This window comes from Streptomyces sp. SL06, from assembly GCF_058244745.1.
Genome location: NZ_JBSYOT010000002.1, coordinates 4716244 through 4741656, shown reverse-complemented (window position 1 = coordinate 4741656; position 25413 = coordinate 4716244). Strand labels below are relative to the sequence as shown.

Genomic DNA, 25413 nt, shown 5'->3' with positions numbered 1-25413 from the left:
GATGAAGGCCCTGCACATCATCACCGGCCTCGGCGTCGGCGGCGCCGAGCAGCAACTGCGGCTGCTCCTGCGCCATCTCCCCGTCGACTGCGAGGTCGTGACGCTCACCAACCCGGGCCCGGTCGCCGACGGGCTGCTGGCCGACGGTGTGCGCGTCGTCCACCTCGGCATGGCCGGCAACCGCGACCTGGCCGCGCTGCCCCGCCTCACCCGGCTCATCCGCGGCGGCGGCTACGACCTCGTGCACACCCACCTCTACCGCGCCTGCCTCTACGGCCGCCTCGCCGCCCGGCTGGCCGGTGTCCGCGCGGTCGTCGCCACCGAACACTCCCTCGGCGACTCCCAGATGGAGGGCCGCCCGCTCACCCCGGCCGTCCGCGCCCTGTATCTGGCCGGGGAGCGGCTGGGCAGCGCCACGGTCGCCGTCTCCCCCACCGTCGCCGACCGGCTGCGGCGCTGGGGCGTGCCCGCGCCGCGCATCGAGGTCGTCCCCAACGGCATCGACCTGGCCCGCTTCCGCTTCGACCCCGTGGCCCGCCTGCGCACCCGCCGCCGCCTCGGCCTGCCGCAGAGCGCGTACGTCGTCGGCGGGATCGGCCGGCTGACGGCGGGCAAGCGGTTCGACGTCCTGGTCCGCGCCCTGGCCCGGCTGCCCGGCGACTGCTGGCTGCTGCTGGTCGGCGGCGGCCCGCAGGAGCACCTGCTGCGCCGCACCGCCCACGAGGCCGGCGTCGCCGACCGCGTCCTGCTCACCGGCGAACGCCCCTATCATCCCGACGGCTCCCCCGGCCCCGACCTGCCGTCGCTGGCCGCCGCCATGGACGTACTCGCCTCCCCGTCCTCCGAGGAGGCCTTCGGGCTGGCGGTCGTGGAGGGCCTCGCGTCCGGCCTGCCGGTGCTCTACGCCTCCTGCCCGGCGATCGAGGACCTGCCCCCGCGGGCGGCGCCCACGGCCCGGCGGGTCACCGGCGGCGCCGAGGAGTTCGCCCGCGCCCTCGCCGCCGCCCGCGCCTCCGGCGGCCCGTGCCCCCGCCCGCGCACCGCCCCCGAGGCCGCCCGCCACTACTGCGTCACCCGCAGCGCCGCCCAGCTGATGGACGTGTACGCGGCCACCCTCACGCATCCGTTGTCCCCGGCACCCCAGGGAGTCAGTTCCGCATGACCGAGCCCCTCACCCAGTCCCCGGCCGAGCACACCGCCGGGCCCGAGGCACAGTACGAGGCCGAGCGGCCCGCCCGCCCCCGCCGCACACGTACCGCCCTGCGCCGTGTCCGCCGCCGCGTCCGGTCCCTGCCGGCCTGGTTCCCGCTCGCGGCCGGTGCCCTGGCCGGCGGGCTGCTCGGCGCCGGCTACGGCCTGGCCGCCACCCCGCAGTACACGGCGACCGGTTACGTCGTCGCCGTCCCCACCGACAAGTCGGACCCGGCGGCCGCGCTCGGCTTCGCCCAGGCCTACGGCCGGGTCGCCACGCAGCTCGCGGTGCTCGGGGACGCGCAGGTGTGGGCGGGCGTGCCGGTGGCCACGCTGGAGAAGAACGTCCGCACGGCGACCTCGCCCGACGCGCCGATGGTGTCCGTGACGGCCACCTCCGACCGCCCGGCGCGGGCCGCCGACATGGCCAACGCGGTCGTGCGCGCGCTGACCCTGCACGCGGCGGCCTCCGCCGGCGACACCCACGTGGAGCTGCGGCAGTTCGCGCGCGCCACCAAACCCACCGGGGCGTCCTCGCCCCCGGCCGAGGTGACGGCCCTGGTGGGCGCGTGCGCGGGCGGTCTGCTCGGCGGGCTGGCGCTGCTGGTCAGGCCGCGCCGGGCCACCCGTGGGCCGAGCCGCACGGCGGCGGCCGTACCCGGACCCGCCTCGGCGGCCGACGGACGCGGACAGCTGTGACGCACCCGACGACGTACACGACCGAACTGGTCACCGGCGAGCGCGCCTTCGCCGAACTGGCCCCCGAGTGGAGCCGGCTGCACGGCCGGTGCGGCGCCGCGACCCCGTTCCAGAGCCACGCCTGGCTGCACTCGTGGTGGCGGTCCTACGGTTCGGCCGGCCGGCTGCGGCTGGTGCTGGCCCGCGACGGCCGCGAACTGGTCGCCGCCGCACCGCTGATGCGGGTACGGCACCCGGTGCCGGCGCTGGTGCCGCTGGGCGGGGCGATCTCCGACTACGGGGACGTGCTGCTGGACGACGAGCGCGGCGCGGACGCGGTGGCCGCGCTCGCCGAGGGCCTGTCCGCGGCGGCCCGCACCGCGCTGATCGACCTGCGCGAGGTACCGCCCGGCGCCGCCGCCCAGCGCGTCTACGACCACTGGCGCGGGCCCCGGCACCGGCTGGCCGACTCGCTCTGCCTCGAACTGCCCGCCCTCCCGATGGACGAGCTGGTCGCCCGGCTGCCCTCGGCCAAGACCAGACAGCGGGTCCGCGCCCAACTGCGCAGGCTGGACACGCTCGGCGTCAAGAGCCGCGCCGTCCTGCCCGACGAGGTGGACGCGGCCCTGCACAGGCTGCTTGAGCTGCACCGCGTGCAGTGGCAGGGGCGGAAGGTGACCGGCGAGCACCTGCGGCCCCGGTTCCGCGAGCACCTGGTGCGGGCGGTGGGGCCGATGGTGCGTGCCGGGGACGCGGTGGTCACCGAGTTCCGGATGGACGACGAGGTGGTGGCCGTGGACGTGACGCTGCTGTCGCCCCGGCTGGCCGGCGGCTATCTTTACGGCGCCCATCCCCGGCTGCGGGAGCGCAAGGCGGACGTGGCGGTGATGCTCCTCGACGCGTGCGCCGAGCACACCCGGCTCCCGGGGCGCGGCACGCTGAGCCTGCTGCGCGGCAACGAGCCGTACAAGCACCACTGGCGCCCGGAGCCGGCGGTGAACCAGCGGCTGCTGCTGGCCCGCCGGCGCACGGCCCCGCTGCTGTGGGCGGCCCTGTGCGACGCCGCCGCCCGGCGCCGCGGCAAGGAACTGCTGCGGCGTCGGAAGGAGCGCGACGGTGGCCACGGCACCTGACCGGCGCCGCCGCCACCGCGCCGGCCACGGCGAGCGGCCCCTACCTGCTGCGCGTGAACCAGTCGAGGCGCATGCACAGCTTCCCGCCGAGCCAGTACTCGACCCAGTCGCCGAGCGCCAGCGGCGAGCAGTCGTCCGAGGGCCGGGGCGTGGTGGAGGGCGGCGCGGTGGGCTGCGGGGTCGCCGGAGCGGGCTCGTCGGTGCGGCCGTAGAGCACGGACCGGTAGACCGCGGTGGACCGGGGATTGTCGTCGCACTGCCACACGCCGTGCGGGCAGTAGTCGGTGACCGTGTTGTACACGGGTTTGTGCTCGTCCATCCAGGCGAGCATGCGCCGCATGTACTCGGCGTTGTCGCCGTTGCGGAAGAGCCCCCATTCGGGATAGGAGACGGGCTTTCCGTGGGCCTTGGCGAAATCCACGTGCGCCTGGAGTCCGTACGGTTCCTTCACCTGTTCGTCGAAACTCATTCCGCGTGGCTGGTCGTAGGAGTCCATGCCGATGATGTCGACGGTGTCGTCCCCCGGATAGCACCGTGTCCAGGCGACGGCGTCCCGGCCGCGGCTCGGTGCGAAGTCGAACCGGAACTTCTGGCCGGGCACCGCGCGCATGGTGGTGACGATCCTGTTCCAGTACGCCTTCCAGGCCTGCGGATCCGGTCCGCAACGATGGGTGTACGTCGTGCCGTTCATCTCCCAGCCGAGCACGAGGACCGTGTCCGGCACCTTCAGCTCCACCAGCCGTTCGGCCAGGGCCCTGTAGTGCTGGTCGAAACTTCCGGCGGCGCCCTGGCGCAGCAGCCGGCGCACCTCGTCGTCGCCGACCCGCTCCTCGTTGCGTTCCATCATGGGCACGTTGAGCACGAGCGTCCGGTCCGCCTTGCGGGTGCGCCAGTCGGCCCACACGTCGAGGAAGCCGGGGGCGCCCTCGATGTTGCTCCAGCGGTCGCCGGGCAGATAGGTGTGGCCGACGCGCAGTTCGGCGTCGCCCAGCCAGCGGCTCAGCTCGGCCATCCGGGCCACGCCGCGCGGGCCGTAGTCCAGGTACGCGCCGAACGCGGGAGTGGGTTCGGACGCCTCCGGTTCCCCGGCTTCACCGGCGGCGGTGCCGGGGCCCGCGGCCAGGAGCGCCGCCGCCGCGATCGCCGCCGCCACGACGTGGGCCGGCCGTCTGGACCGGGCCCGTGACTGCCGTACGGCCATGCCGGCTCCTTTGCTCTCCTCATCGATTACCTACTGACACTCAGTCATATGAGAAGCCATCACGCCACCGCCGTTACGGCTTTCGAGTGCGCCGATCGCCCGCACCGGTGAACCGAATCGCCCGACGGTCGAATACGAAGGAAGAATCCCGTGTCGCTGTACGACACCCGAGTCCCCGCCGTTCTGCTGCGGACCGACCGGAATCCCTTTCACCACGGAACGCTGGGTGCCGTGCGTTCGCTCGGCCGCGCGGGGGTGGACGTACACGTGGTCGCCGACTGCGCGCGGAGCCCCGTCGGCGCCTCCCGGTACGTGAGCCGGGTGCACACTCCCCCGCCGCCCGGCGCGTCGCCCGCCGACATCGCGGTGGCCCTGCGCCGTGTCGCCGCGCGGATCGCGCGTCCCGCCGTACTGATCCCGATGGACGACGCGTGTGCCGTGGCGGTGGGGCGGGCGCGGGCGGAGCTGGCGCCCTCGTATCTGCTGCCCGATCTGCCCGGCGCGCTGCCCGAACGCGTGGCGGACAAGGCGGAGTTGGCCGGGATGTGCGCGTCGCTGGAACGTCCCGCACCCCGAGACCCTGGTCCCCGACGGCTCGGCCGAGGCCGCCCGTGCCGCCTGGCGGCTGGGGCTGCCGGTGGTGGCGAAGTGGAGCCGGCCCTGGCTGGTGCCGGCGGGCGGCGGGCTGCGCAGCACCGTGCTGGTGCGCTCGGCCCGGGAGGCCCGGGAGCTGTATCTGCGGGCCGAGGAGGCGGGCAGCCGGCTGCTGCTCCAGGCGTATCTGCCGCCCGGGGCGGACCGCGACTGGTTCTTCCACGGGTACGCCGACCGCTCGGGCGCGGTCCGGGCGGGCGGTCCCGGCCGCAAGACGCGTGCCAGGCCGCGCGGCGCCGGCCTGACGGCGGTCGGCCGCTGGACGCCGAACCCGCAGGTGCAGGCGCTCTCCGAGCGGGTCGTCGGTGAGCTGGGCTACCGGGGCGTCTTCGACCTCGACTTCCGGCGCTGCGGTACGACGGGCCGCTATCACCTGCTCGACTTCAACCCGCGCCCCGGCGCCCAGTTCCGGCTCTTCACCGACACCGCGGGGCTGGACGTCGTACGCGCCCTGCACCTGGACCTGACCCACCGACCGCTGCCGGACGGGGCACCGCGGCCGGGGCGGGCCTTCGTGGTGGAGAACTACGCGCCGCTGAGCGCCGTGCGTCGGGCGCCCGAGGGGCGCGAGCTGGCCTGGCACGCCTCGGACGACCGGGCGCCGGGCCGGGCCCTGTGGACCCTGTGGGGCCGTCATGTGTCCGCCCGGCTGCTGGACCGCGCGCGCCGCGGGGGCGGCCACCCGCGCACCGGGGCTCCCGCCGGCGCCCGCGTGGTGCGCCAGGCGACCGCACCGCCCGCCGACGGCGCCGGCCTCCTCCCGCGGAAGGACCGGGCGGGCCGCCGCTGACGTGCCGTCCGCCGGGGGGGGTCAACCACGATCCCCGCAACTCCCTGGAGTCCAGGGTGTTGCGGGGATCGATGGAACCGGCCGCGCGGGGCGTCGGGGGCGTCGCGCCGAGCGGGGTCTGCCGGGGTCAGCGGCGGCTGACGCGGCTGCGGCGGTAGAGGATCGCACCGCCCGCGATCAGCGCGGCGGCCGCGGCCGTGGCGCCCAGCGTGCCCTCGCTGCCGGTCTCCGCCAGGACGGGCGGCTGCTCCGTCTGCGGGACCGGCGGGGTGTGCTCCTTCTCGGTGGGCGGCGGGGTCTCCTTGACCGGCGGAGGCGGCGGCTTCTCCTTCTCGCCGGGGGGCGGCTTCTCCTCACCGGGGGGCGTCACCGGGGGAGGCGTCTCGTCGCCGTAGCCGGGGGGCTCCTTCCCCTGTTCGCAGGAGTTGCCGAAGACCGGGTTCAGGAGGCCGACGAGGTTGATGCTGTTGCCGCACACGTTCAGCGGCACGTCGACGGGGATCTGCGCGTGGTTGCCGGAGCCGACGCCGGGCGAGCCCTCCGTCCCGCCGCCCGCGGAGGCGCCGGAGGGGGCTCCGCCGTCCTCGCCGTATCCGCCGCCGTATCCGCCGTCCTCGTCCGAGCCGTAGCCCGAGTCGTGGCCGCCGGAGGGGTGGCCGGAGGGGTGGTCCGAGCTGTTCTCGCACTCGTTGCCGAAGGCCGGGTTCAGGAGGCCGACGACGTCGATGCTGTTGCCGCACACGTTCACCGGGACGTTGACCGGCGCCTGGAGGGCGTTGCCGGACGCGACGCCCGGCGAGTTGCTGGCGGTCCCATCCGCTTGGGAGTCGGCAAGGGCGGGGCTGCCGCACAGGGAAAGGACGCTCGTCGCGGCGGCTGCCGCGACCATCCCCCTGCTCAGGGTCTGTCGCACTCTGGTTGTCTTCCTGCTTGTAGAGATGGCTGGAGAACGGGCTGGAGGACAGGCTGCAAAGAGGGGGAAAGCCGGCCCCGAACCAAACGAGTTGGCCAAGGCCGGCCGTGACGCAGCCGGTCGGTGCGTAACGACGTCAGTCGTTCACGCACGCGTTGCCGAATGCCGGGTTCAGCAGACCAACGACGTTGATGCTGTTGCCGCACACGTTGACGGGAACGTGCACGGGAACCTGGATGACGTTGCCGGACAGGACGCCCGGGGAGCCTACGGCGGCACCCTGGGCGCCGGCGTCGGCGAAGGCCGGGGCGGCCATGCCGAGGGCCATGATCGCGCCTGCGACGACAGCAGCGCTCTTCTTCATGAACTTTCCCTTCTCTGCGGTCATGCCTGAATGACGGCCGAAACCGCGCGAGCACAGCATTGATGGCTCGCACCATGACCTGCAGCCTGCAAACGAGGAATTGACGGCCGGGAAACTACCGAACGCGAGGCCCCACGAAATTCACTCGGATGCCTCACGAAACGGTCCGGCCGTTCCCCCAGGAGAGCGACGACGTCATTCCGCTCCCCGGCGAAATCCGGGTCCGCTGCGGCCGGGCGGCCCGCGGGGAGGTCAGCGGGCCGCCCGGACTCGGCGGGGCAGGGCTCAGCCCTGGCCGTTCGCCGACAGGACCGACAGGTCCTCCAGGATGTGCGACAGGGCACCGTCCCGCTTGGCCTGCGTGGAGTTGTCCGCGCACTGCTGGTTCAGGTCGTCCGCCAGGACGTTGACGTCCTGGATCGGGACGAGGTTGACCGCGGCGACGTTGATGTCCTCGACACCGAGGCACGGCTTGTTCAGCGTGCCCTCGACCAGCGACAGCTGAGGGCTCATGTCGCCCTTGGTCGCCGAGTTGCCGAACGCCGACGAGGCGCCGTTGCCGTTGGCCACGGCCGGCCCGTTGTCGTCCCCGATGGCAAGAGCCTGGGGAGCGGCGGCAGCCGACATGCCGATCACAGAAGCGGCAGCCGCCGCGGCGACCATTGCCTTCTTGAGCACTTCGCGTTCCTTTCGTCGTAGCGACGCACTGTCCTACGGCCTCATCAACCCGGTGCGCCATGATTGGTTGCGGGCGTTCACCCGGTTGGCCGCACGGGATCTCGTGGGAACCGGCGAAAGTCGCCGGAATCCGGCGAGGAAAAGCGGACCCGCACACATTTCCCGTTGTCCGCCGACGGAGTGAACGGGAGAAACCCGACCGGACCCGTGGAGTTGACCAGAGCGCTCCGGTGGACGGGGTTTCCTCAGAAAGGACTGGCCAGTGATCAAGAAGGTAGTTGCCTACGCGGCGATCGCCGCCTCCGTCATGGGTGCCTCCGCTGCCGCGGCCCCGCAGGCGATGGCGATCGGCGACGACAGCGGGCCGGCCGTGGCCAACGGGAACGGCGCCTCGCAGTACTTCGGCAACTCGGCGACCCACGGCAACATGAGCCCGCAGATGGCGCTCATCCAGGGATCGTTCAACAAGCCGTGCATCGCGGTCAGCGACATCCCGGTCAGCGTCGTCGGTCTGGTCCCGGTCCAGGACATCCCGATCCTGTCGGACGACCTGAACCAGCAGTGCGTCGAGAACTCCACGCAGACCAAGCGCGACGGTGCGCTGGCGCACCTCCTGGAGGACGTCTCGATCCTGTCCTCCAGCGGTCAGGCCGGCGGCGGGCACTGACCTCGGCCGAGGGGCGGGGCGCCGAACTGTTCGGCGCCCCGCCCCTTTCGCATGCCCCGGGCCGTGCGTGCCCGCGCCCGGAACCCGCGCTAGGAGACGATGTCCTTTCGCGCGAAGCCCCTGAAGGCCAGGGCGAACAGCACCAGGGCGTACGTCACCGAGACCGCCGTGCCCTGGATCATGCCCGCCCACTCGGGGTGCGGCTGGACGGCGTCCGCCCAGGCGAACTGCCAGTGCGCGGGCAGGAAGTCGCGCCAGTGCCCGAGGGCCGTCACGGCGTCCAGGACATTGCCGACGATGGTCAGGCCGACCGCGCCGCCGACCGCGCCGAGCGGGGCGTCGGTCCTGGTGGACAGCCAGAACGCGAGTCCGGCGGTGACCAGTTGGGACACGAAGATGTACGCCACGACCACCACGAGACGCTGCGCCGCCGTGCCCGGGGCGAGCGAGCCGCCCGTGGGGATGGCCAGCGGCCCCCAGCCGTAGGCGACCGTGCCCACGGCCAGCGCCACCAGGGGCAGCAGCACCATCGCGGCCAGGCTCAGCCCGAGCCCGACGGCCAGCTTGGACGCGAGCAGCCGGGCACGCGGCACCGGGGAGGCGAGCAGATAGCGCAGGGAGGACCAGCTCGCCTCGGAGGCCACGGTGTCCCCGCAGAACAGGGCGACCGGGACGACCAGCAGGAAGCCCGCCGAGACGAAGAGGTTGACGGCGGCGAAGTTGGCGCCGGACGCGGTGGCCGTGTCCATCAGGGTGACGCGGTTGCCTGGGCCGTCCGGCTCGCCGCCGATCGCGAAGGCGACGACCAGGACGAAGGGCAGGGCGGCGAGGATCGCGCCCATGACCAGGGTGCGGCGGCGCTTGAGCTGGCGTGCCAGCTCCACCCGCAGGGGCAGGGTGCGGGCCGCCCGGTAGCCGGGGGCGGACTCCGGCGCGGACCCGGACGCGGATTCGGAACCGGACCCGGACCCGGACCGGGACTCCGACTCGGACTCGGACGGCTCGGTGAGCGTGCTCATGCGGAACCTCCGATGAGGGTGAGGAAGGCGTCCTCCAGGCGGCGGTGCGGGCCGACCGACGCCACGGGCACCTCCAGCCGGACCAGTTCGGCGACCAGGCCGGGCGCCGTGCCTCCGGTGTCGAGGCGGACCAGGAGCCCGTCGTCGGTGCGCACGACCGAGGCCACGCCCGGCAGCGCGGCGATCTTCTCCACGAGCGGCTCGTCCACGGGCAGTCCGGTGCCGATCAGGAGCGTGTCGCCGGAGCCGATGATCTCGGCGACCGGGCCCGCCTGGACCAGCCTGCCCCGGTCCATGACCACGAGGTGCGTGCAGGTCTGCTCGACCTCGGCCAGCAGATGGCTGGAGACGATCACCGTGCGGCCGGCCGCCGCGTAGCGGATCATCACCTCGCGCATCTCGCGGATCTGCGGCGGGTCGAGGCCGTTGGTGGGCTCGTCCAGGATCAGCAGGTCGGGCAGGCCCAGCATGGCCTGGGCGATGGCCAGGCGCTGGCGCATGCCCTGGGAGTAGGTGCGCACCGCGCGGGCGAGCGCGTCGCCGAGACCGGCGATCTCCAGGGCCTCGTCCAGGTGGGCGTCCTCGGCCGGACGGCCGGTGGCCCGCCAGTACAGCTCCAGGTTCTCCCGGCCGGACAGATGCGGCAGGAAGCCCGCGCCCTCGACGAACGCGCCGACCCGGGACAGCACCGGGGCGCCGGGCCGGATGGCGTGGCCGAACACCCTGATCTCGCCGTCGTCCGGCTTGATCAGGCCCATCAGCATGCGCAGGGTGGTCGTCTTGCCGGCGCCGTTGGGCCCGAGCAGGCCGAGCACCTGCCCCTTCTCCACGCCGAAGGACAGCTCCCGCACCGCGTACCGCTCGGCGGACCCGGCGTACCGCTTGCTCAGGCCGGTGATCCGCAGGGGCACGTCGGCCAGGGCGGGGTCCGGGGCCGGTGCGGCGGCGCGGCGGCGGCCCGTCCACAGCAGGGCCGGCACGACGGCGGCGCCGGCCAGGGGCAGCCACCACACCCACGAGGGGAGCGGGGCGGCGGCGGTCGTCACGCCGGGGGCGGTCGGCACCTTCAGGCCGCCTTCGAGGGAGACGGTGTACGTCGCCGGGGCGAGCGGGGAGGCGTAGCCGAGGTCGGTGGAGGCCAGGACCAGGCGCAGGCGGTGGCCCTTGTCCACCTCGTGGTCGATGGCCGGCAGGGTGACCGTCACGTCCTTGCCCGCCTTGGCGCCCTCGACGCGGACGGGGGTGACGAGCTGGGAGGGGAGCACGGGCGACGTGCCGCCGGGGCCGACGTCGTACACCTTGGCGAACAGGACGGCGTCCTCGCCGGTGGAGCGGACGTGGACGGTGGCCGTCGGGGAGCCGGTGATGCGCAGGTTGTCGCGCAGGGGGGCCGACTCGAACGCGGCGTACTGGCCGGGGAAGTCCAGGGACACGCCGACGCCGAGGGAGGAGAGCCGGGAGAGCCCCGCGGCGCCGCCGATGCCGGGGAGGGCGGAGACGGCGGGCGGGTTGGCGCCCGCCGGGTTGTCGACGCTCTGCTCGCCGCCGCTCAGGGGCACCGACCGCGGCCCGTTCGCCAGGCCCGGGTAGCGGTCCGCGCTCGCGCCGCGCAACTGCGCCTGTCCGTCGGTGGAGTCGACGCCTCCGGTGCGGGTGACGCGGAAGGCCGGCCCGGTGTCGGCGCCCTTGTCGTCCTTGAGATACCGGTCGAACCAGCTCTCCACGCGCGCGTGCAGGCGGTCGGTCTCCGGGTCGCCGCCGTCGTGGCCGCCCGCGGTCCAGTCGACGTCGACGGGGGCGCCGTTCGCCCGGATCGCCTCGGCCGCGGCGTCGGCCTGGCCGAGCGGGAAGAGGGAGTCGGTCTGGCCCTGCATCAGCAGGGTGGGCACCTTGACGCGGTCGCCCACGGCCTGCGGGCTGCGCTCCTCAAGGAGCCCGACCGCCGCCGCGTCCGGTGTGCCGGACGCGGCGACCCGCTGGTACATGCGGCACAGGTCGGCCTCGAAGCGGTCGCAGCCGCCACCGGAGTTGACGAAGAGACCGGCCCACAGCTTCTTGAGCACACCGTCCGGGAACAGGGCGTCCGCGAGGTTCCAGTACGTGATGGCCGGGGCGATGGCGTCCACGCGGCTGTCGTACCCGGCGGCCAGCAGCGCGATCGCGCCGCCGTACGAGGCGCCCGCGACGCCCACGCGGGGGTCGCCCGCCTTGTCCAGCTCGACCTCGGGGCGGCCCGCCAGCCAGTCGATCAGCCGGGACACGTCGGCGACCTCGCCGTCGGGGTCGTTCAGTCCGATCTTCCCCGTGGACTTCCCGAAGCCGCGCGCGGACCAGGTGAGGACCGCGTACCCGTCGCGGGCGAGGCTCTCCGCCTGCTCGCGCACATCGGCCTTGCTGCCGCCGAAGCCGTGCCCGATCAGGACGGCCGGGCGGCGGCCGCCGGAGCCCGCGGTGAAGTAGGAGGTGTCCAGGCGCACGCCGTCGCCCACGGCCATGAGCCGGTCGGCGCGGTGCACCGCGGGCGGGTCGTCACCGGCGACGGCCGTCCACGTCCCGGCGCCGGCGAGTACGAGGACGGCGGCCGCGGCGCCGAGCATCCGGCGCGGCCCCCGCAGCAGCCCTCGCACGCGGGGCAGTCGAAGATCCATGCGTCAACCGTACGGGCCGCCGTCGGCTTCGGGGGCAGCCCGGGGGCTGAACCGCCGCCCCTCCCAGGGAAGTACGGGCTCCCTCCCATGTACCGCGGCCGTGGTACGCGGGAGGGGCCCCGCCCCGCCGTGCGGTGGGGCGGGGGGGCGCCGTGTGCGCGTCTCAGTGGTTGCGCGGGAAGCCCAGGTCGACGCCGGTGGGGGTGTCGGCGGGGTCGGGCCAGCGGGTGGTGACGACCTTGCCGCGGGTGTAGAAGTGGGTGCCGTCGTTGCCGTAGACGTGGTGGTCGCCGAAGAGGGAGTCCTTCCAGCCGCCGAAGGAGTGGTAGCCGACGGGGACCGGGATGGGGACGTTGACGCCGACCATGCCGGCCTCGACCTCCAGCTGGAAGCGGCGGGCCGCGCCGCCGTCCCGGGTGAAGATCGCGGTGCCGTTGCCGAAGGGGGAGGCGTTGATGAGGGCCACGCCCTCCTCGTAGGTCTCCGCGCGCAGCACGCACAGCACGGGGCCGAAGATCTCGTCCTGGTAGGCCTTGGCGGTGGTCGGGACCTTGTCCAGGAGCGAGATGCCGATCCAGTGGCCGTCCTCGAAGCCCTCGACGGTGTGGCCGGTGCCGTCCAGGACGACCTCGCAGCCCTCGGCCGCCGCGCCCTGCACGTAGGAGGCCACCTTGTCGCGGTGGGCCCTGGTGATCAGCGGGCCCATCTCGGAGGCCGGGTCGCTGCCGGGACCGATCCTGATCTTCTCCGCGCGCTCGCGGATCTTCTCCACCAGGGTGTCGCCGACGGCACCGACCGCGACGACCGCGGAGATGGCCATGCAGCGCTCCCCGGCCGAGCCGTAGGCCGCGCTGACCGCCGCGTCCGCCGCCGCGTCCAGGTCGGCGTCCGGCAGCACCAGCATGTGGTTCTTCGCACCGCCCAGCGCCTGCACACGCTTGCCGCCGGCCGAGGCGGTGGCGTGGATGTACCGGGCGACGGGGGTCGAGCCCACGAAGGAGACGGCCCTGACGTCCGGATGCTCCAGCAGCCGGTCCACCGCCACCTTGTCCCCGTGCACGACATTGAACACCCCCTCCGGCAGACCGGCCTGGGCGAGCAGCTCACCGAGCCGGTTCGCCGCCGACGGGTCCTTCTCCGACGGCTTGAGCACGAAGGTGTTCCCGCACGCGACGGCGACCGGGAACATCCACAGCGGCACCATCGCCGGGAAGTTGAACGGCGTGATGCCCGCGACCACCCCCAGCGGCTGCCGGATCGAGGAGACATCGACCCGGGTCGCCACCTGCGTCGACAGCTCACCCTTGAGCTGCACCGCGATACCGCACGCCAGATCGACGATCTCCAGACCCCGCGCGACCTCCCCCAGCGCATCGGAATGCACCTTGCCGTGCTCCGCCGTGATCAGCCCCGCGATCTCGTCCCGGTGCTCGTCCAGCAGCGCCCGGAACCGGAACAGAATCGACGTACGCTGCGCCAGCGAGGACTGACCCCAGGTCAGATAGGCGTCCTTGGCGGCGGCGACCGCCGCGTCCACCTCGGCCACGGAGGCGAAGGCGACCTTGGTGGTGACCGCGCCGGTCGCCGGGTCGGTCACCGGCCCGTACGTGCCCGAGGCGCCTTCGGCGGTCTTGCCGCCGATCCAGTGGTTGACGATGTTCGTCATGACCGAGAACTCCTTCACAGATGGCGGCGACGGGTCGAGACGTGCCGTTGGTGCTGCCCGCGGGCCGTGACCGGCGACGGTCCGGTCGCGGTCTCGGCCCCGACTCCATCCCAGCAGCCGGGCGCCGCGGGCGCGCCCGACACTGTGTCTGCGGTTTGGGCGTCCGCGTAGACACGTGGGGCAGTGTGGGCGGCCCGTCCCCGACGGGCCGCGGAAACCTCCGGCGCGGAGCCGGTGCGAGCGGGGAGTTGGCGCTCGTGCCTCGCTCCTGCCAGGGCGAGGCCGCCTTCCCGCGCCGGAGGCGTTCGGTGGGGGAACCGGCGCCCGGGGCCGTGTGCCATCAGGTCGTGCGCCATCGCGTTCCCTTCTTGCCCGCCCTTGCGTCTCCCCGGTTTCTAGCCCCGCGCGTGCGGCCTGTCAATGTTTTGTCCGGACATTCGGACGACTTGGTCCAAGTGGCGGCCCGGGGGCCGGTGCCACGGCCGTACGGCGGAGCACCACGGGCCCGCGCAGTCAACGCGCCACGCCTGAACAACGGCTGACGCCTTTGTGGCACTCGTGTCACAAAAGCACCCTCCCGGTCACACATGTCACGCGTACGCGGGTCTTCCGTCACACCCGGGAACGCTCCCCGACCGTCCGTCACTGCGCGTCGTTCACCTGGCACAGGCTTGGTGATCGCCAGCGCAGCGCCCGGCTCCCCCGGCGGCCGTCCCCGGTCGCCGCCGCGGCACGCGCAGGGAGGTGCAACTAGTGACCGACCGAAGGCTCTGGTCCTACAAGGACATCGCGGCCCACATCCGGGTGCAGACGGACACCGTGCGGTCGTACCGCAAGCACGGGCTCCTGCCCCCGCCCGACCACGTGGAGGGCGGAAAGCCCTACTGGTACGCGGACACCATCCGGACCTGGGTGGCGTCCCGCCCCCGCAACCGCAACCGCTAACCCGGACACCCGCTTCCGTGCCCCGCCCTCGCGCGGGGCACGGAAGCGGGTGTCCCACTTCTGTCCCCTCCGTACCGGCACTCATACCCCCTAGGGGTACAGTGGGGAACGCGTGGTCCACACCGGATCACGGGTACCCGCCATGCCCACCGCGACGAGGAGCAACGACATGACCGCCCAGACCGACACCCAGGGCTCCGTCACCACCGTCTACAAGGTGAACGGAATGAGCTGCGGACACTGCGAGGGCGCCGTCTCCGGCGAGATCTCCGAGATCGCGGGCGTCGGCTCGGTGCGGGCCGTCGCCGCCACCGGCGAGGTCACCGTCGTCTCCGAGGCACCCCTCGACGACGAGGCCGTACGCGCCGCCGTGGACGAGGCGGGCTTCGAACTCGTCGGCAGGGTCTGAGCCCGTCAGGAGTCCGGACCATGCCCAGCACCACCGCGCGCACACCCACGGCCCCCACGTCCGCCGAGCCCGACCTCGCCGAGGTCGAACTGCTCATCGGCGGGATGACCTGCGCCTCCTGTGCGGCCCGCGTCGAGAAGAAGCTCAACCGCATGGACGGGGTCTCCGCCACGGTGAACTACGCGACGGAGAAGGCCCGGGTCACCTACCCGGCGACCACGCCGGTGACCGACCTGATCGCCACCGTCGTCAGGACCGGTTACACCGCCGAGGAACCCGCGCCCGAGCCCGCCGAAGCGGCAGGGCCCGCGGAGGACGCCGACGACCCCGAACTGTCCGCCCTGCGCCGGCGCCTGGTCGTCTCCGCCCTCCTCGCCGCGCCCGTCGTGCTGCTCGCGATGGTCCCGGCGTTCCAGTTCGACAACTGGCAGTGGCTCTCGCTCACCCTGGCGGCGCCCGTCGTCGTCTGGGGCGGGCTGCCCTTCCACCGCGCCGCCTGGACGAACCTGCGGCACGGCGCCGCCACCATGGACACGCTGGTCTCGCTCGGCACCCTGGCGGCGTTCGGCTGGTCGCTGTGGGCGCTGTTCTTCGGGGACGCCGGAATGCCGGGCATGCGGCACGGCTTCGACCTCACCGTCTCCCGCGCCGACAGCGCCTCCTCCATCTACCTGGAGGCCGCCGCCGGTGTCACCGCCTTCCTGCTGCTCGGCCGCTGGCTGGAGGCCCGCTCCAAGCGCCGGGCCGGTGCCGCGCTGCGGGCGCTGATGGAGCTGGGCGCGAAGGACGTCGCCGTACTGCGCGACGGGCGCGAGGTGCGGGTCCCGGTGGACCGGGTGGCCGTGGGCGACCGGTTCGTCGTACGGCCCGGCGAGAAGATCGCCACCGACGGGACGGTGACCGAGGGCGCCTCGGCCGTGGACACCTCCCTGCTGACCGGCGAGTCGGTGCCGGTGGACGTGAGCGTCGGCGACAGCGTCACCGGAGCCACCGTCAACGCCGGGGGCCGGCTGGTCGTCGAGGCCACCCGGGTCGGCGCCGACACGCAGTTGGCGCGGATGGCGAAGCTCGTCGAGGACGCGCAGAGCGGCAAGGCCGAGGTGCAGCGGCTCGCCGACCGGGTCTCGGGCGTCTTCGTGCCCGTGGTGCTGCTGATCGCGGCCGGCACCTTCGGGGCCTGGCTGGGCGCCACCGCCGACACGGTCGCCGCGTTCACCGCCGCCGTCGCCGTACTGATCATCGCCTGCCCGTGCGCGCTGGGCCTGGCCACACCCACCGCGCTGCTGGTCGGCACCGGCCGCGGCGCCCAGCTCGGCATCCTCATCAAGGGCCCGGAGGTACTGGAGTCCACCCGGCGCGTCGACACGATCGTCCTGGACAAGACCGGCACCGTCACCACCGGCCGCATGACCCTCCACGAGGTGTACGCCGCCGAGGGCAGCGCCGAGGACGAGGTGCTGCGGCTCGCGGGTGCCGTCGAGCACGCCTCCGAGCACCCCGTGGCCCGCGCGCTCGCGGCCGGCGCCGAGGAGCGGTTCGGCACGCTGCCGGGCGTCGAGAACTTCGAGAACGTCCCCGGGCGGGGCGTACGCGGGCGCGTCGAGGGCCGCGAGGTGACCGTGGGGCGCCTCCACGACGACCTTCCGCCCCAGGTGTCCGGTGCCGTGGACGAGGCCGAGAAGAACGGCCGTACGGCCGTCGTGGTCGGGTGGGACGGCGTGGCGCGCGGGGTCGTCGCCGTGGCGGACACGGTCAAGGAGACCAGCGCCGAGGCGGTGGCCGAGCTGCGTCGGCTGGGCCTCACGCCCATCCTGCTGACCGGCGACAACCGGCGCGTCGCCGAGTCGGTCGCCGCGGAGGTCGGCATCGACGAGGTGATCGCCGACGTGCTGCCCGAGGACAAGGTCGCCGTGGTGGAGCGGCTGCGCTCGCAGGGCCGTACGGTCGCCATGGTCGGGGACGGTGTCAACGACGCCGCCGCGCTCGCCACCGCCGACCTGGGCCTGGCGATGGGCACGGGGACGGACGCGGCGATAGAGGCGGGCGACCTGACGCTGGTGCGCGGGGACCTGCGGGTGGCGGCGGACGCGATCCGGCTGTCCCGGCGCACCCTGACGACGATCAAGGGCAACCTCGTGTGGGCCTTCGGCTACAACGTGGCCGCGCTGCCGCTGGCCGCCGCCGGACTGCTGAACCCGATGATCGCCGGGGCCGCGATGGCCTTCTCGTCGGTGTTCGTGGTCACCAACAGCCTCAGACTGCGGGCCTTCCGCTGAGCCACCGAGCCCGCACCGCCCCCGCATTTCCCGCAGGTCGGGCGGGAACGCCTCTGGAGTCCGGCACGTACCTCACATAAGCTCTTCACAAGGCTCGCGCATCTTCCTTACGCTTGAGTCCCGTTCACCGTATCGGGGCTCTTGCGCACCAAACGGACAAATACAAGAGACGCAGATCACAGTGAAGCGAACGTAACCATCGAAGGGGTTCGAAGGTCTAAGTTGGCGATGTCAGGCAGCGTCTTGGGGGGCGTCACCTGACATCTGGGGACGTCTTGGGGGACTTTCCCAGAACTGCGTTGCCGGGACACGTACACCGGGAAGCTTTGAGCGGCCCTCCCGGGCGTGCGCTGTCCCGGCAGACCGCACGACAGGCACGACCGGCACGACGAGTTTTGCTCGTTGTGCTCAGCACAGCGATTCAGGCGCTGTCCCCGCAGACGCCCGGCCGGATCCCGTGGGGGGAATCCGCACCGGGACATGGGAAGGCGCCCTGGTTCGTCGGCCCGTGGGGGGACCGGCGCCAGGGCGCCTTCTGCTGCTCACGCCCTCTCCCCGCCCGGGTGGCGGGCGCCGGGCACGGAAAAGTCCCGTACCGCTCGCTGCGGGACGGGACTCTCCGGGCGTGTGCCGTGCGGGTGTGCGCGGGTCAGCGCTCCTCGACGGGTACGAAGTCGCGCTCGACGACGCCCGTGTAGATCTGGCGCGGGCGGCCGATGCGGGAACCCGGCTCCTTGATCATCTCGTGCCACTGGGCGATCCAGCCCGGCAGCCGGCCGAGGGCGAACAGCACCGTGAACATCTCGGTCGGGAAGCCCATGGCCCGGTAGATCAGACCGGTGTAGAAGTCGACGTTCGGGTAGAGGCTGCGCGAGACGAAGTAGTCGTCGGAGAGCGCGTGCTCCTCCAGCTTCAGGGCGATGTCCAGCAGCTCGTCGGACTTGCCGAGGGCGGAGAGCACATCGTGCGCGGCGGCCTTGATGATCTTGGCGCGCGGGTCGAAGTTCTTGTAGACCCGGTGGCCGAAGCCCATCAAGCGGACGCCGTCCTCCTTGTTCTTCACCTTGCGGATGAAGGAGTCGACGTCGCCGCCGGAGTCGCGGATGCCCTCCAGCATCTCCAGCACCGACTGGTTGGCGCCGCCGTGCAGCGGGCCCCACAGGGCGTTGATGCCCGCGGAGATCGAGGCGAACATGTTCGCCTGCGAGGAGCCGACCAGCCGGACGGTGGAGGTCGAACAGTTCTGCTCGTGGTCCGCGTGCAGGATCAGCAGCTTGTCCAGGGCGGCGACGACCGTCGGGTCGAGGTCGTACTCCTGGGCGGGCACCGAGAACGTCATGCGCAGGAAGTTCTCGACGTAGCCGAGGTCGTTGCGCGGGTAGACGAACGGGTGGCCGATCGACTTCTTGTACGCGTACGCCGCGATCGTCGGAAGCTTGGCGAGCAGCCGGATCGTGGAGAGGTTGCGCTGACGCTCGTCGAACGGGTTGTGGCTGTCCTGGTAGAACGTCGACAGCGCCGAGACGACCGACGACAGCATCGCCATCGGGTGGGCGTCGCGCGGGAAGCCCTTGTAGAAGTTCTTGACGTCCTCGTGCAGCAGCGTGTGCTGCGTGATCTCGTTCTTGAACGCGGTGAGCTGGTCGACGGTCGGCAGCTCGCCGTTGATCAGCAGGTAGGCGACCTCCACGAAGGAGGAGCGCTCGGCCAGCTGCTCGATCGGGTAGCCGCGGTAGCGGAGGATGCCCGCCTCGCCGTCCAGATACGTAATGGCGGATTTGTAGGCGGCGGTGTTGCCGTACCCGCTGTCCAGCGTCACCAGACCGGTCTGGGCGCGGAGCTTTCCGATGTCGAAGCCCTTGTCACCGACGGTGCTGTCGATCACCGGGTAGGTGTACTCGCCATCGCCGAACCGCAGTACTACAGAGTTGTCGCTCACGTCTTCCCTCACCGACGTAGTGCCTCATCTTCGAGGTGCCCTGACTGTCTCTACCATCCCCCACTTGGCTCAGGAGAGTGCACTCGGGGTCGACCATCGGGCCTATTGGCGGCACTCAGTGCCGCCAACTTGCTCATCCTGCCCGCTCGGCTGCCCTTCCGGAAGTGCTCTGTGACCTTTACGACTCGTTTGATCGATCATCTATTTCACAGGGGCCGGGAGGTTTACCGGAGGTTTCACGGTCAATGGCCCGCCAGCCGGAAATCCAGCGCCGTGCAGCGCCGTCCGGCCGACACCGTGCGCACCGCCTGTCCGATCGCCTTGCGGGAACCGACGAGGACGACCAGCTTCTTGGCCCGGGTGACCGCCGTGTACAGCAGATTCCGCTGGAGCATCATCCAGGCGCTGGTCGTCACGGGGATCACCACCGCCGGGTACTCGCTGCCCTGGGAGCGGTGGATGGTCACCGCGTAGGCGTGGGCCAGTTCGTCCAGTTCGTCGAATTCGTACGGCACCTCCTCGTCCTCGTCCGTCCGTACGGTGAGACGCTGGTCCACCGGGTCGAGCGAGGTGACCACGCCGACGGTGCCGTTGAAGACGCCGTTCTCGCCCTTCTCGTAATTGTTGCGGATCTGGGTGACCTTGTCGCCGACCCGGAAGACGCGACCGCCGAACCGCTTCTCGGGTATGTCCGGCCGCCCCGGGGTGACGGCCTGCTGGAGCAGCCCGTTCAGCGCACCCGCGCCCGCCGGTCCCCGGTGCATGGGGGCGAGGACCTGCACGTCCCGGCGCGGATCGAGCCCGAACTTCGCCGGGACGCGGCGCGCGGCGACGTCCACGGTGAGCCGCCCCACCTCCTCGGTGTCGTCCTCGACGAAGAGGAAGAAGTCCTTCATGCCGTCGGTGAGGGGGTGCTGCCCCGCGTTGATCCGGTGCGCGTTCGTCACCACGCCGGACTGCTGGGCCTGGCGGAAGACCCGGGTGAGCCGGACCGCGGGGACGGGGCTGCCGTCGGCCAGCAGGTCCCGGAGCACCTCCCCCGCGCCGACGCTGGGCAACTGGTCGAACGTCCCCGACGAACAGCAGGTGGGCGCCGGGGGCCACCGCCTTGACCAGCTTGTTGGCGAGCAGCAGGTCGAGCATGGAGGCCTCGTCGACCACCACCAGGTCGGCGTCCAGCGGCCGTTCCCGGTCGTAGGCGGCGTCGCCGCCGGGCTTGAGTTCCAGCAGCCGGTGCACGGTGGAGGCCTCGGCGCCGGTCAGCTCGGCCAGCCGCTTGGCGGCGCGTCCGGTCGGGGCCGCGAGCACCACCTTGGCCTTCTTGGCGCGGGCCAGCTCGACGACGGACCTGACGGTGAAGGACTTGCCGCAGCCGGGACCGCCGGTGAGGACGGCGACCTTCTCGGTCAGCGCGAGCCTGACGGCCGCCTCCTGCTCCGGGGCGAGGTCGGCGCCGGTCCGGCCCTTGAGCCAGCCGAGCGCCTTGTCCCAGGCCACGTCCCGGAAGGCGGGCATCCGGTCCTCGTCCGTGCGCAGGAGGCGGCGGAGCTGTCCGGCCAGGGCCAGCTCGGCGCGGTGGAAGGGGACCAGGTAGACGGCGGTGACGGGGTCGCCGCCCTCCGGGTCGGGGACCTTCTCCCTGACGACCCCCGGATCCTCGCCGTCCGCCTCCGGCTCGGCGGCCAGGTCGGCGAGGCACTCGATGACCAGGCCGGTGTCCACCTGGAGCAGCTTCACCGCGTCGGCGATCAGCCTCTCCTCGGGGAGGTAGCAGTGGCCCTGGTCGGTGGCCTGCGACAGCGCGTACTGCAGGCCCGCCCGGACCCGGTCCGGGCTGTCGTGCGGGATGCCCACGGACTGGGCGATCTTGTCGGCGGTCAGGAAGCCGATGCCCCAAACGTCGGACGCCAGCCGGTAGGGCTGGTTCTTCACGACGGAGATCGAGGCGTCGCCGTACTTCTTGTAGATCCGCACCGCGATCGACGTGGACACCTCGACGGTCTGGAGGAAGAGCATGACCTCCTTGATCGCCTTCTGCTCCTCCCAGGCGTCGGCGATCTTCTTGGTGCGCTTGGGGCCGAGGCCGGGCACCTCGATGAGCCGCTTGGGCTCCTCCTCGATGACGGTCAGCGTGTCGAGCCCGAAGTGCTGGGTGATCCGGTCGGCGAAGACGGGCCCGATCCCCTTGACCAGGCCGGAGCCGAGATAGCGCCGGATGCCCTGGACGGTGGCGGGGAGCACGGTCGTGTAGTTCTCGACGTGGAACTGCTTGCCGTACTGCGGGTGGGACCCCCAGCGCCCCTCCATGCGCAGGGCCTCCCCCGCCTGAGCGCCGAGCAGCGCGCCGACGACCGTGAGCAGGTCGCCGGCCCCCTTGCCGGTGTCGACACGGGCCACGGTGTAGCCGTTCTCCTCATTGGCGTACGTGATGCGTTCCAGAACGCCTTCGAGAACGGCGAGGCGGCGCTCACCCGGGGCCGCCGCGGGCTGGTTGGGCATGCTCCGACGGTACCGGTGGGGTGCGACAGCCGTGTGCTCGGGCGAGACGATGCTCCCAGCGCAGCGCGGGACCGCGCTCGATCCAGTACAGGTGCGAGCTGTCGGTGACGCGCAGCCGCACGGCCTCGATGTCCGGCTCGCCACTGTCCCGCCAGGCGACGAGGGCCCGCTCGACGTCGTCCCACAGGGCCACCGGGCCGCCCTGGCGGACGGTCCAGCCCCCGCCGTCGGCGGTGAACTCGGCGAACGACTCCCGCTCCGGGTCGAAGAGATACCGCAGCGCCGCGCCGTCGCCGCGGGTGGCCCGCACGAACTGTGCCCCCGGCGCCGCGAGTTGGGCCAGGAAGGCCGGCATCCACGCCTCCAGGGCGTCGGGAGGCACCAACGCGGGGCGAACGCTGTCCGCGTAGGCGGTCCGGGCGGAGAGATCGCCGGCCAGGGGCGTCACCGCCTGCGCCCGCGCCTGCATGAAGGAGGAGCGGGCGATGATCGCGCCCTCGGCGCTGCCGTCGTCGCCGACGGTGACCTTCGCCAGGCCGGTTCCCCACGGCCAGGAGCCGACCGTGGCGAGGATGACGCCGCCGGGCCTGGTCTGCCGGACCCAGGTGTACGGGATGCGGCGGACCGCGCAGGTGGCGATGACCCTGTCGTACGGCGCCCGGTGCGGATGGCCGAGCAGTCCGTCGCCCGTCACCGTCCACGTCGAGTGGCCGACGGATTCCAGGGCGGCGTCGGCGCGCGCGGCCACCTGCGGGTCGACCTCGACCGTGGTGACGTTGTCCTCCCCGACGTACCGGCACATCAGGGCCGTGGAGTAGCCGGTGCCCGTGCCGATCTCCAGGACGCGGTGTCCCGCCCCGACCTCCAGGGCCTCGATCATGCCGACGACGGTGGCCGGATCGGTCGAGGACGACGTGGGCACGCCCGCGACGCCTTCGCCGCACCGGTCGGCGGTGAGGTGGCCGTCGAGCTGGCTGGTGAGAGTGGCGAGGCTGTAGACGATCCGCAGCCACTCGTCCGGACCGGCTCCCCGCTCGGTGACAGGCCGCCAGGTCCGCCCCTCGTCGAGAAAGACCCCGGCCCGCAGAAACCGCTCCCGCGGCACGGCCTCGACGGCCTCGCGCAGCCAGGGGGACTTCAGGACGCCCTTGTCCGCGAGCAGCGCGGCCATACGACGCCGCGCGGCGGCCGCATCGGTCATCGGTTGTCTCCCTGTTCCCGGGCTGGATACGACCCTTGTGCCGGCGTCACGGCTGCCCGCTGGGTCCCTTCACGCCTTTCGACGAACGAGGCGAAGGCCTTCGGCGGGAAGGTGAGGGTGGCGCGGGTCGGGACCTTGGAGTCTCGGACGGCGACGCGGGTGGGACAGGTGGCGATCTCCACGCACTCGTTGCCGTCACCGGGGCCGGAGTAGGACGACTTCCTCCAGTTGTCCATGGGATTCCTATAGCTCCTTTCGTCTCATTTTGATCGCCTCGACAAGAGCGCCGAAAGCCGCCTGCGAGAAGGTGAGGGTGGCGCGAGCCGGGGCCTTGGAGTCTCGGACGGCGACATGGGTGGGGGAGGTCGCTATCTCCACACACTCGTTGCCGTCGTCAGGGCCCGAGTAGGACGACTTACGCCAGTTGCCCATGAGGTGCCTCACAGCTCCTTCGCCAGCCGGTTGATGAAGTCACACGAGCGCTCGGGGTCGAGTGATGCGGCTTCTACTTTACGGAAGCGAGTTCGAAAGGCGCTGAGCTGGGCTTCGGAGTCGATGAAGGACGAGCCATGGGGTACGTCACGCACCACCGTGTCCAACTTGGGCACAGGGCCGCCCACATACGTCATGGTGCTGGCGGCTCTCGCGAATCCGTCCAGGTCGAACGGGACCACGCGCACGGTGATGTTGTCCGCTTCGGAAAGCTCCAGGAGCCTGGTGAGCTGTGCCCGGGAAGCGGCACGGTCGCCGACTCTGATGCGCAGGGCGGCCTCATGGATCACCAACTCGTAGGGGATGGTGATCTCCTGGCACGCCATGCGGTGGTGGACTCGCAAATCCAGTTCCTCAGTGGTCAGTTCGGGGACCCTCCCGGAGAAGACGGCACGGGCGTACTGCTCTGTCTGGAGCAGGCCCGGCACGTACAGAACCGCCACGTCGCGCCGGAACAGGGCGTGGTGATTCAGTTCCGAGAGATCCAGGAACGACGTGGGCAGCAGGCCCCGGTACTCCTCCCACCAACCCCGTACGCGTTCGGTCGCCATCCTTGCCAGGGCCTCTACGAACTCCTCGTCCACACAGGCGTAATGGGAAGCCAGGCGGCGGAGTCGTTGTTCGCTGACTCCTGAAAGTCCTGCCTCGATCTGGCTGATCTGGACGTTGCTCACACCGAGCAGGGCCGCGGCCTGCCGGGCGTTGAGGCCCGCCGCCTCACGGAGTCTGCGCAGTTCTACCGCCAGGCGCAGCTGCCGCGCGGTGGGTTCGCGCCTCGTGGGCATGGGTCGCTCCTCACTTCAACGCGCCTCGTTCGGGGTCAGATTACGCGACCGGCTTACCCCGCCGAAACTTTAAGGTCTACCGTCAGTGACGTGACGCACACCGTGCGAAACACCCGGGCGCCGGAAGTGCACCGCTTCGTCCTGCCATGACGGCTGCGGCAATGACACCGCCCCCTGACTCCCCCGCTGACCGAACGGAGTTGCCGCATGTCCGAAAACGAACCGTGGGAGTACTCCCTCTACATCCCCAACGATCTCCGAGCCGTCACGGTCAGCCGCCGGACCCTGCGGCTGATCCTGACCATGCACGGTCTGATCCGGCTCGTCGATGTCGCCGAGCTGCTCGCGACGGAGCTGGTCTCCAACGCCGCACGGCACACGAAGGGGCCCGCCGCGCTGCGGGTGCGGTGGGCTCCGCCGGGAACGTTGCGGATCGGGGCGTGGGACGCGGATCCCGAACCGCCCGAGCCGCCGGTGGAGTTCGGGCGGGTGGAGGAGTTGGAGGAGGGGCGGGGGCTGGCGCTGGTGCGGGCCTGTGCGGATGTGTGGGGGTGGCATCCGTTGGCCAGACACGGCAACCGAGGCAAATACGTATGGTGTGAGCTGGTGGCAGGGCTGAAGGTGCCGGCTCCGTAACTCACTTGCCCTGGAGGCTTCCCGGGGTTGCGGCCGTTGGTTAGGGGGCGTTGTCGTGGGGGTCGATTGAGATGTGGGCGTGGGGCCGCCCGCTTCCTTGTCAGTGTCGTGCTTCCGCGATCCGCGTCAAGGGCGCTCCGCTGGCGCTGCGCGTCGCCTTCGGCGATGGCCCTGCGGGCCACCCTTGACCCGGATCACTCCAGCACGGGGAAGAAGCGAGCGGGCGGCCCGGAGGAACGGGCGGCCAACCTGCAACGGCCCCTTCCGCCAGCTACCCAGCCACCCGGCATAGGGGGACGCGTCAGCGCCTCGCATGCACCCCGGGCCGTCTCGGCGGCCAACCGCGAGTGGCCAGGACACCCCCCTTGAAAAGCGTGAACACTTCGGGCCGAAGTGTTCACGCTTTTCAAGACCACCCCCCCGCCCACCGTTAGCCGCTTAGCCCGCGCGGCGTGCATGCGAGGCGCCGACGCGCACCGCCCGCGCCGGGGGCGATGCAACGGACGGCTGATCGTGAACCCGGGTTGGCCACCCGTTCCCCCCGGGCCGCCCGCACGCTTCTCACCCGTGCTGGAGCGGGCCGGGTCAAGGGTGGCCCGCAGGGCCATCGCCGAAGGCGACGCGCAGCG

20 protein-coding genes and 2 pseudogenes are annotated in these 25413 nt (G+C 72.2%); 9 read left to right on the top strand and 13 right to left on the bottom strand.

The annotated features are described in order from the left end of the window. Nucleotide 1 precedes the first annotated feature (1 nt). From AC4IHM_RS21705 to AC4IHM_RS21695, 3 genes are read left to right on the top strand one after another with little or no spacing between them, the layout of a single operon-like run. Nucleotides 2-1162, top strand: coding sequence for a glycosyltransferase (locus tag AC4IHM_RS21705; RefSeq protein ID WP_490868671.1), 1161 nt, complete (start codon nucleotides 2-4; stop codon nucleotides 1160-1162). Next, nucleotides 1159-1890, top strand: a complete 732-nt coding sequence (locus tag AC4IHM_RS21700; protein ID WP_490868670.1) for a YveK family protein — start codon at nucleotides 1159-1161, stop codon at nucleotides 1888-1890. Before AC4IHM_RS21705 ends, AC4IHM_RS21700 begins: the two co-directional genes overlap by 4 nt. Then, the gene (locus AC4IHM_RS21695; RefSeq protein WP_490868669.1) at nucleotides 1887-3002 is read left to right on the top strand and encodes a GNAT family N-acetyltransferase; all 1116 of its coding nucleotides are present in this window, start codon (nucleotides 1887-1889) and stop codon (nucleotides 3000-3002) included. The genes AC4IHM_RS21700 and AC4IHM_RS21695 overlap by 4 nt, the downstream gene beginning before the upstream one ends. A 40-nt stretch (nucleotides 3003-3042) precedes the next feature. Here AC4IHM_RS21695 and AC4IHM_RS21690 read toward each other — a convergent pair whose 3' ends face one another. After that, on the bottom strand, nucleotides 3043-4203 hold the full coding sequence (locus AC4IHM_RS21690; protein WP_490868668.1) for a glycoside hydrolase family 26 protein: 1161 nt from the start codon (nucleotides 4201-4203) through the stop codon (nucleotides 3043-3045). A 150-nt stretch (nucleotides 4204-4353) separates the two neighbouring features. Here AC4IHM_RS21690 and AC4IHM_RS21685 point away from each other — a divergent pair. Continuing rightward, nucleotides 4354-5647: pseudogene (locus AC4IHM_RS21685) on the top strand (carboxylate--amine ligase). A gap of 127 nt (nucleotides 5648-5774) precedes the next feature. Here the strand turns inward: AC4IHM_RS21685 and AC4IHM_RS21680 are convergent. The 3 genes from AC4IHM_RS21680 to rdlA all read right to left on the bottom strand — a co-directional run bounded on the left by AC4IHM_RS21680 (nucleotide 5775) and on the right by rdlA (nucleotide 7602). Then, nucleotides 5775-6560 (bottom strand): chaplin, encoded by a 786-nt coding sequence (locus AC4IHM_RS21680; RefSeq protein ID WP_490868667.1) that lies wholly within the window; start codon nucleotides 6558-6560, stop codon nucleotides 5775-5777. A gap of 136 nt (nucleotides 6561-6696) precedes the next feature. Further along, nucleotides 6697-6924, bottom strand: a complete 228-nt coding sequence (gene chpD, locus AC4IHM_RS21675; protein ID WP_490870894.1) for a chaplin ChpD — start codon at nucleotides 6922-6924, stop codon at nucleotides 6697-6699. Between the two features lie 285 nt (nucleotides 6925-7209). Beyond that, a complete protein-coding gene (gene rdlA, locus AC4IHM_RS21670; RefSeq protein WP_490868666.1) occupies nucleotides 7210-7602 on the bottom strand; it encodes a rodlin RdlA in 393 nt (130 codons plus the stop codon). A 262-nt stretch (nucleotides 7603-7864) separates the two neighbouring features. Here rdlA and rdlB point away from each other — a divergent pair, with 262 nt between their 5' ends. Then, nucleotides 7865-8269 carry a rodlin RdlB gene (gene rdlB / locus AC4IHM_RS21665; RefSeq protein ID WP_490868665.1) on the top strand — a complete coding sequence of 135 codons (405 nt, stop codon included), beginning with the start codon at nucleotides 7865-7867 and terminating at the stop codon, nucleotides 8267-8269. A gap of 89 nt (nucleotides 8270-8358) precedes the next feature. Here the strand turns inward: rdlB and AC4IHM_RS21660 are convergent, their stop codons facing one another. The 3 genes from AC4IHM_RS21660 to mmsA form a co-directional block, all read right to left on the bottom strand. Beyond that, nucleotides 8359-9288 carry an ABC transporter permease gene (locus AC4IHM_RS21660; protein ID WP_490868664.1) on the bottom strand — a complete coding sequence of 310 codons (930 nt, stop codon included), beginning with the start codon at nucleotides 9286-9288 and terminating at the stop codon, nucleotides 8359-8361. Further along, nucleotides 9285-11936: an alpha/beta fold hydrolase gene (locus AC4IHM_RS21655; protein WP_490868663.1), complete on the bottom strand. Its 2652-nt coding sequence runs from the start codon at nucleotides 11934-11936 to the stop codon at nucleotides 9285-9287. The genes AC4IHM_RS21660 and AC4IHM_RS21655 overlap by 4 nt, the downstream gene beginning before the upstream one ends. Before the next feature lie 163 nt (nucleotides 11937-12099). After that, nucleotides 12100-13602 carry a CoA-acylating methylmalonate-semialdehyde dehydrogenase gene (gene mmsA / locus AC4IHM_RS21650; RefSeq protein WP_490868662.1) on the bottom strand — a complete coding sequence of 501 codons (1503 nt, stop codon included), beginning with the start codon at nucleotides 13600-13602 and terminating at the stop codon, nucleotides 12100-12102. Nucleotides 13603-14355: 753 nt separating this feature from the next. On the opposite strand from mmsA, the gene AC4IHM_RS21645 reads away from it, so the two are divergent. The 3 genes from AC4IHM_RS21645 to AC4IHM_RS21635 all read left to right on the top strand — a co-directional run bounded on the left by AC4IHM_RS21645 (nucleotide 14356) and on the right by AC4IHM_RS21635 (nucleotide 17232). Next, nucleotides 14356-14547: a helix-turn-helix transcriptional regulator gene (locus AC4IHM_RS21645; RefSeq protein ID WP_490868661.1), complete on the top strand. Its 192-nt coding sequence runs from the start codon at nucleotides 14356-14358 to the stop codon at nucleotides 14545-14547. 169 nt (nucleotides 14548-14716) lie between these two features. Then, on the top strand, nucleotides 14717-14956 hold the full coding sequence (locus AC4IHM_RS21640) for a heavy-metal-associated domain-containing protein (RefSeq protein ID WP_490868660.1): 240 nt from the start codon (nucleotides 14717-14719) through the stop codon (nucleotides 14954-14956). Nucleotides 14957-14976: 20 nt separating this feature from the next. Then, on the top strand, nucleotides 14977-17232 hold the full coding sequence (locus AC4IHM_RS21635) for a heavy metal translocating P-type ATPase (protein WP_490868659.1): 2256 nt from the start codon (nucleotides 14977-14979) through the stop codon (nucleotides 17230-17232). A gap of 649 nt (nucleotides 17233-17881) precedes the next feature. Here the strand turns inward: AC4IHM_RS21635 and AC4IHM_RS21630 are convergent. The 6 genes and pseudogenes from AC4IHM_RS21630 to AC4IHM_RS21605 form a co-directional block, all read right to left on the bottom strand. Continuing rightward, a complete protein-coding gene (locus AC4IHM_RS21630) occupies nucleotides 17882-19171 on the bottom strand; it encodes a citrate synthase (protein ID WP_490868658.1) in 1290 nt (429 codons plus the stop codon). A 242-nt stretch (nucleotides 19172-19413) separates the two neighbouring features. After that, nucleotides 19414-21670 (bottom strand): annotated as a pseudogene (gene recD2, locus AC4IHM_RS21625) (SF1B family DNA helicase RecD2). Then, nucleotides 21639-22871: an ATP-grasp peptide maturase system methyltransferase gene (tgmC, locus tag AC4IHM_RS21620; protein ID WP_490868657.1), complete on the bottom strand. Its 1233-nt coding sequence runs from the start codon at nucleotides 22869-22871 to the stop codon at nucleotides 21639-21641. The pseudogene recD2 and the gene tgmC overlap by 32 nt, the downstream one beginning before the upstream one ends. Then, nucleotides 22868-23107 carry a DUF397 domain-containing protein gene (locus AC4IHM_RS21615; RefSeq protein WP_490868656.1) on the bottom strand — a complete coding sequence of 80 codons (240 nt, stop codon included), beginning with the start codon at nucleotides 23105-23107 and terminating at the stop codon, nucleotides 22868-22870. The genes tgmC and AC4IHM_RS21615 overlap by 4 nt, the downstream gene beginning before the upstream one ends. A gap of 7 nt (nucleotides 23108-23114) precedes the next feature. Further along, a complete protein-coding gene (locus AC4IHM_RS21610) occupies nucleotides 23115-23303 on the bottom strand; it encodes a DUF397 domain-containing protein (protein WP_490868655.1) in 189 nt (62 codons plus the stop codon). A gap of 8 nt (nucleotides 23304-23311) precedes the next feature. Continuing rightward, complete coding sequence (locus tag AC4IHM_RS21605; RefSeq protein ID WP_490868654.1) at nucleotides 23312-24148, bottom strand: helix-turn-helix domain-containing protein; 837 nt, start codon at nucleotides 24146-24148, stop codon at nucleotides 23312-23314. A 207-nt stretch (nucleotides 24149-24355) separates the two neighbouring features. On the opposite strand from AC4IHM_RS21605, the gene AC4IHM_RS21600 reads away from it, so the two are divergent. Then, entirely contained in the window at nucleotides 24356-24784 is a 429-nt protein-coding gene (locus AC4IHM_RS21600) for an ATP-binding protein (RefSeq protein ID WP_490868653.1), read from the top strand. The last annotated feature ends 629 nt before the right edge of the window (nucleotides 24785-25413 follow it).

Coding starts and splice junctions, on each gene's coding strand:
- AC4IHM_RS21705 (WP_490868671.1), top strand. CDS start 2: ATGAAGGCCCTGCACATCATCACCGGCCTCGGCGTCGGCGGCGCCGAG.
- AC4IHM_RS21700 (WP_490868670.1), top strand. CDS start 1,159: ATGACCGAGCCCCTCACCCAGTCCCCGGCCGAGCACACCGCCGGGCCC.
- AC4IHM_RS21690 (WP_490868668.1), bottom strand. CDS start 4,203: ATGGCCGTACGGCAGTCACGGGCCCGGTCCAGACGGCCGGCCCACGTC.
- chpD (WP_490870894.1), bottom strand. CDS start 6,924: ATGAAGAAGAGCGCTGCTGTCGTCGCAGGCGCGATCATGGCCCTCGGC.
- AC4IHM_RS21660 (WP_490868664.1), bottom strand. CDS start 9,288: ATGAGCACGCTCACCGAGCCGTCCGAGTCCGAGTCGGAGTCCCGGTCC.
- AC4IHM_RS21655 (WP_490868663.1), bottom strand. CDS start 11,936: ATGGATCTTCGACTGCCCCGCGTGCGAGGGCTGCTGCGGGGGCCGCGC.
- mmsA (WP_490868662.1), bottom strand. CDS start 13,602: ATGACGAACATCGTCAACCACTGGATCGGCGGCAAGACCGCCGAAGGC.
- AC4IHM_RS21640 (WP_490868660.1), top strand. CDS start 14,717: ATGACCGCCCAGACCGACACCCAGGGCTCCGTCACCACCGTCTACAAG.
- AC4IHM_RS21635 (WP_490868659.1), top strand. CDS start 14,977: ATGCCCAGCACCACCGCGCGCACACCCACGGCCCCCACGTCCGCCGAG.
- tgmC (WP_490868657.1), bottom strand. CDS start 22,871: ATGACCGATGCGGCCGCCGCGCGGCGTCGTATGGCCGCGCTGCTCGCG.
- AC4IHM_RS21615 (WP_490868656.1), bottom strand. CDS start 23,107: ATGGACAACTGGAGGAAGTCGTCCTACTCCGGCCCCGGTGACGGCAAC.
- AC4IHM_RS21610 (WP_490868655.1), bottom strand. CDS start 23,303: ATGGGCAACTGGCGTAAGTCGTCCTACTCGGGCCCTGACGACGGCAAC.
- AC4IHM_RS21605 (WP_490868654.1), bottom strand. CDS start 24,148: ATGCCCACGAGGCGCGAACCCACCGCGCGGCAGCTGCGCCTGGCGGTA.
- AC4IHM_RS21600 (WP_490868653.1), top strand. CDS start 24,356: ATGTCCGAAAACGAACCGTGGGAGTACTCCCTCTACATCCCCAACGAT.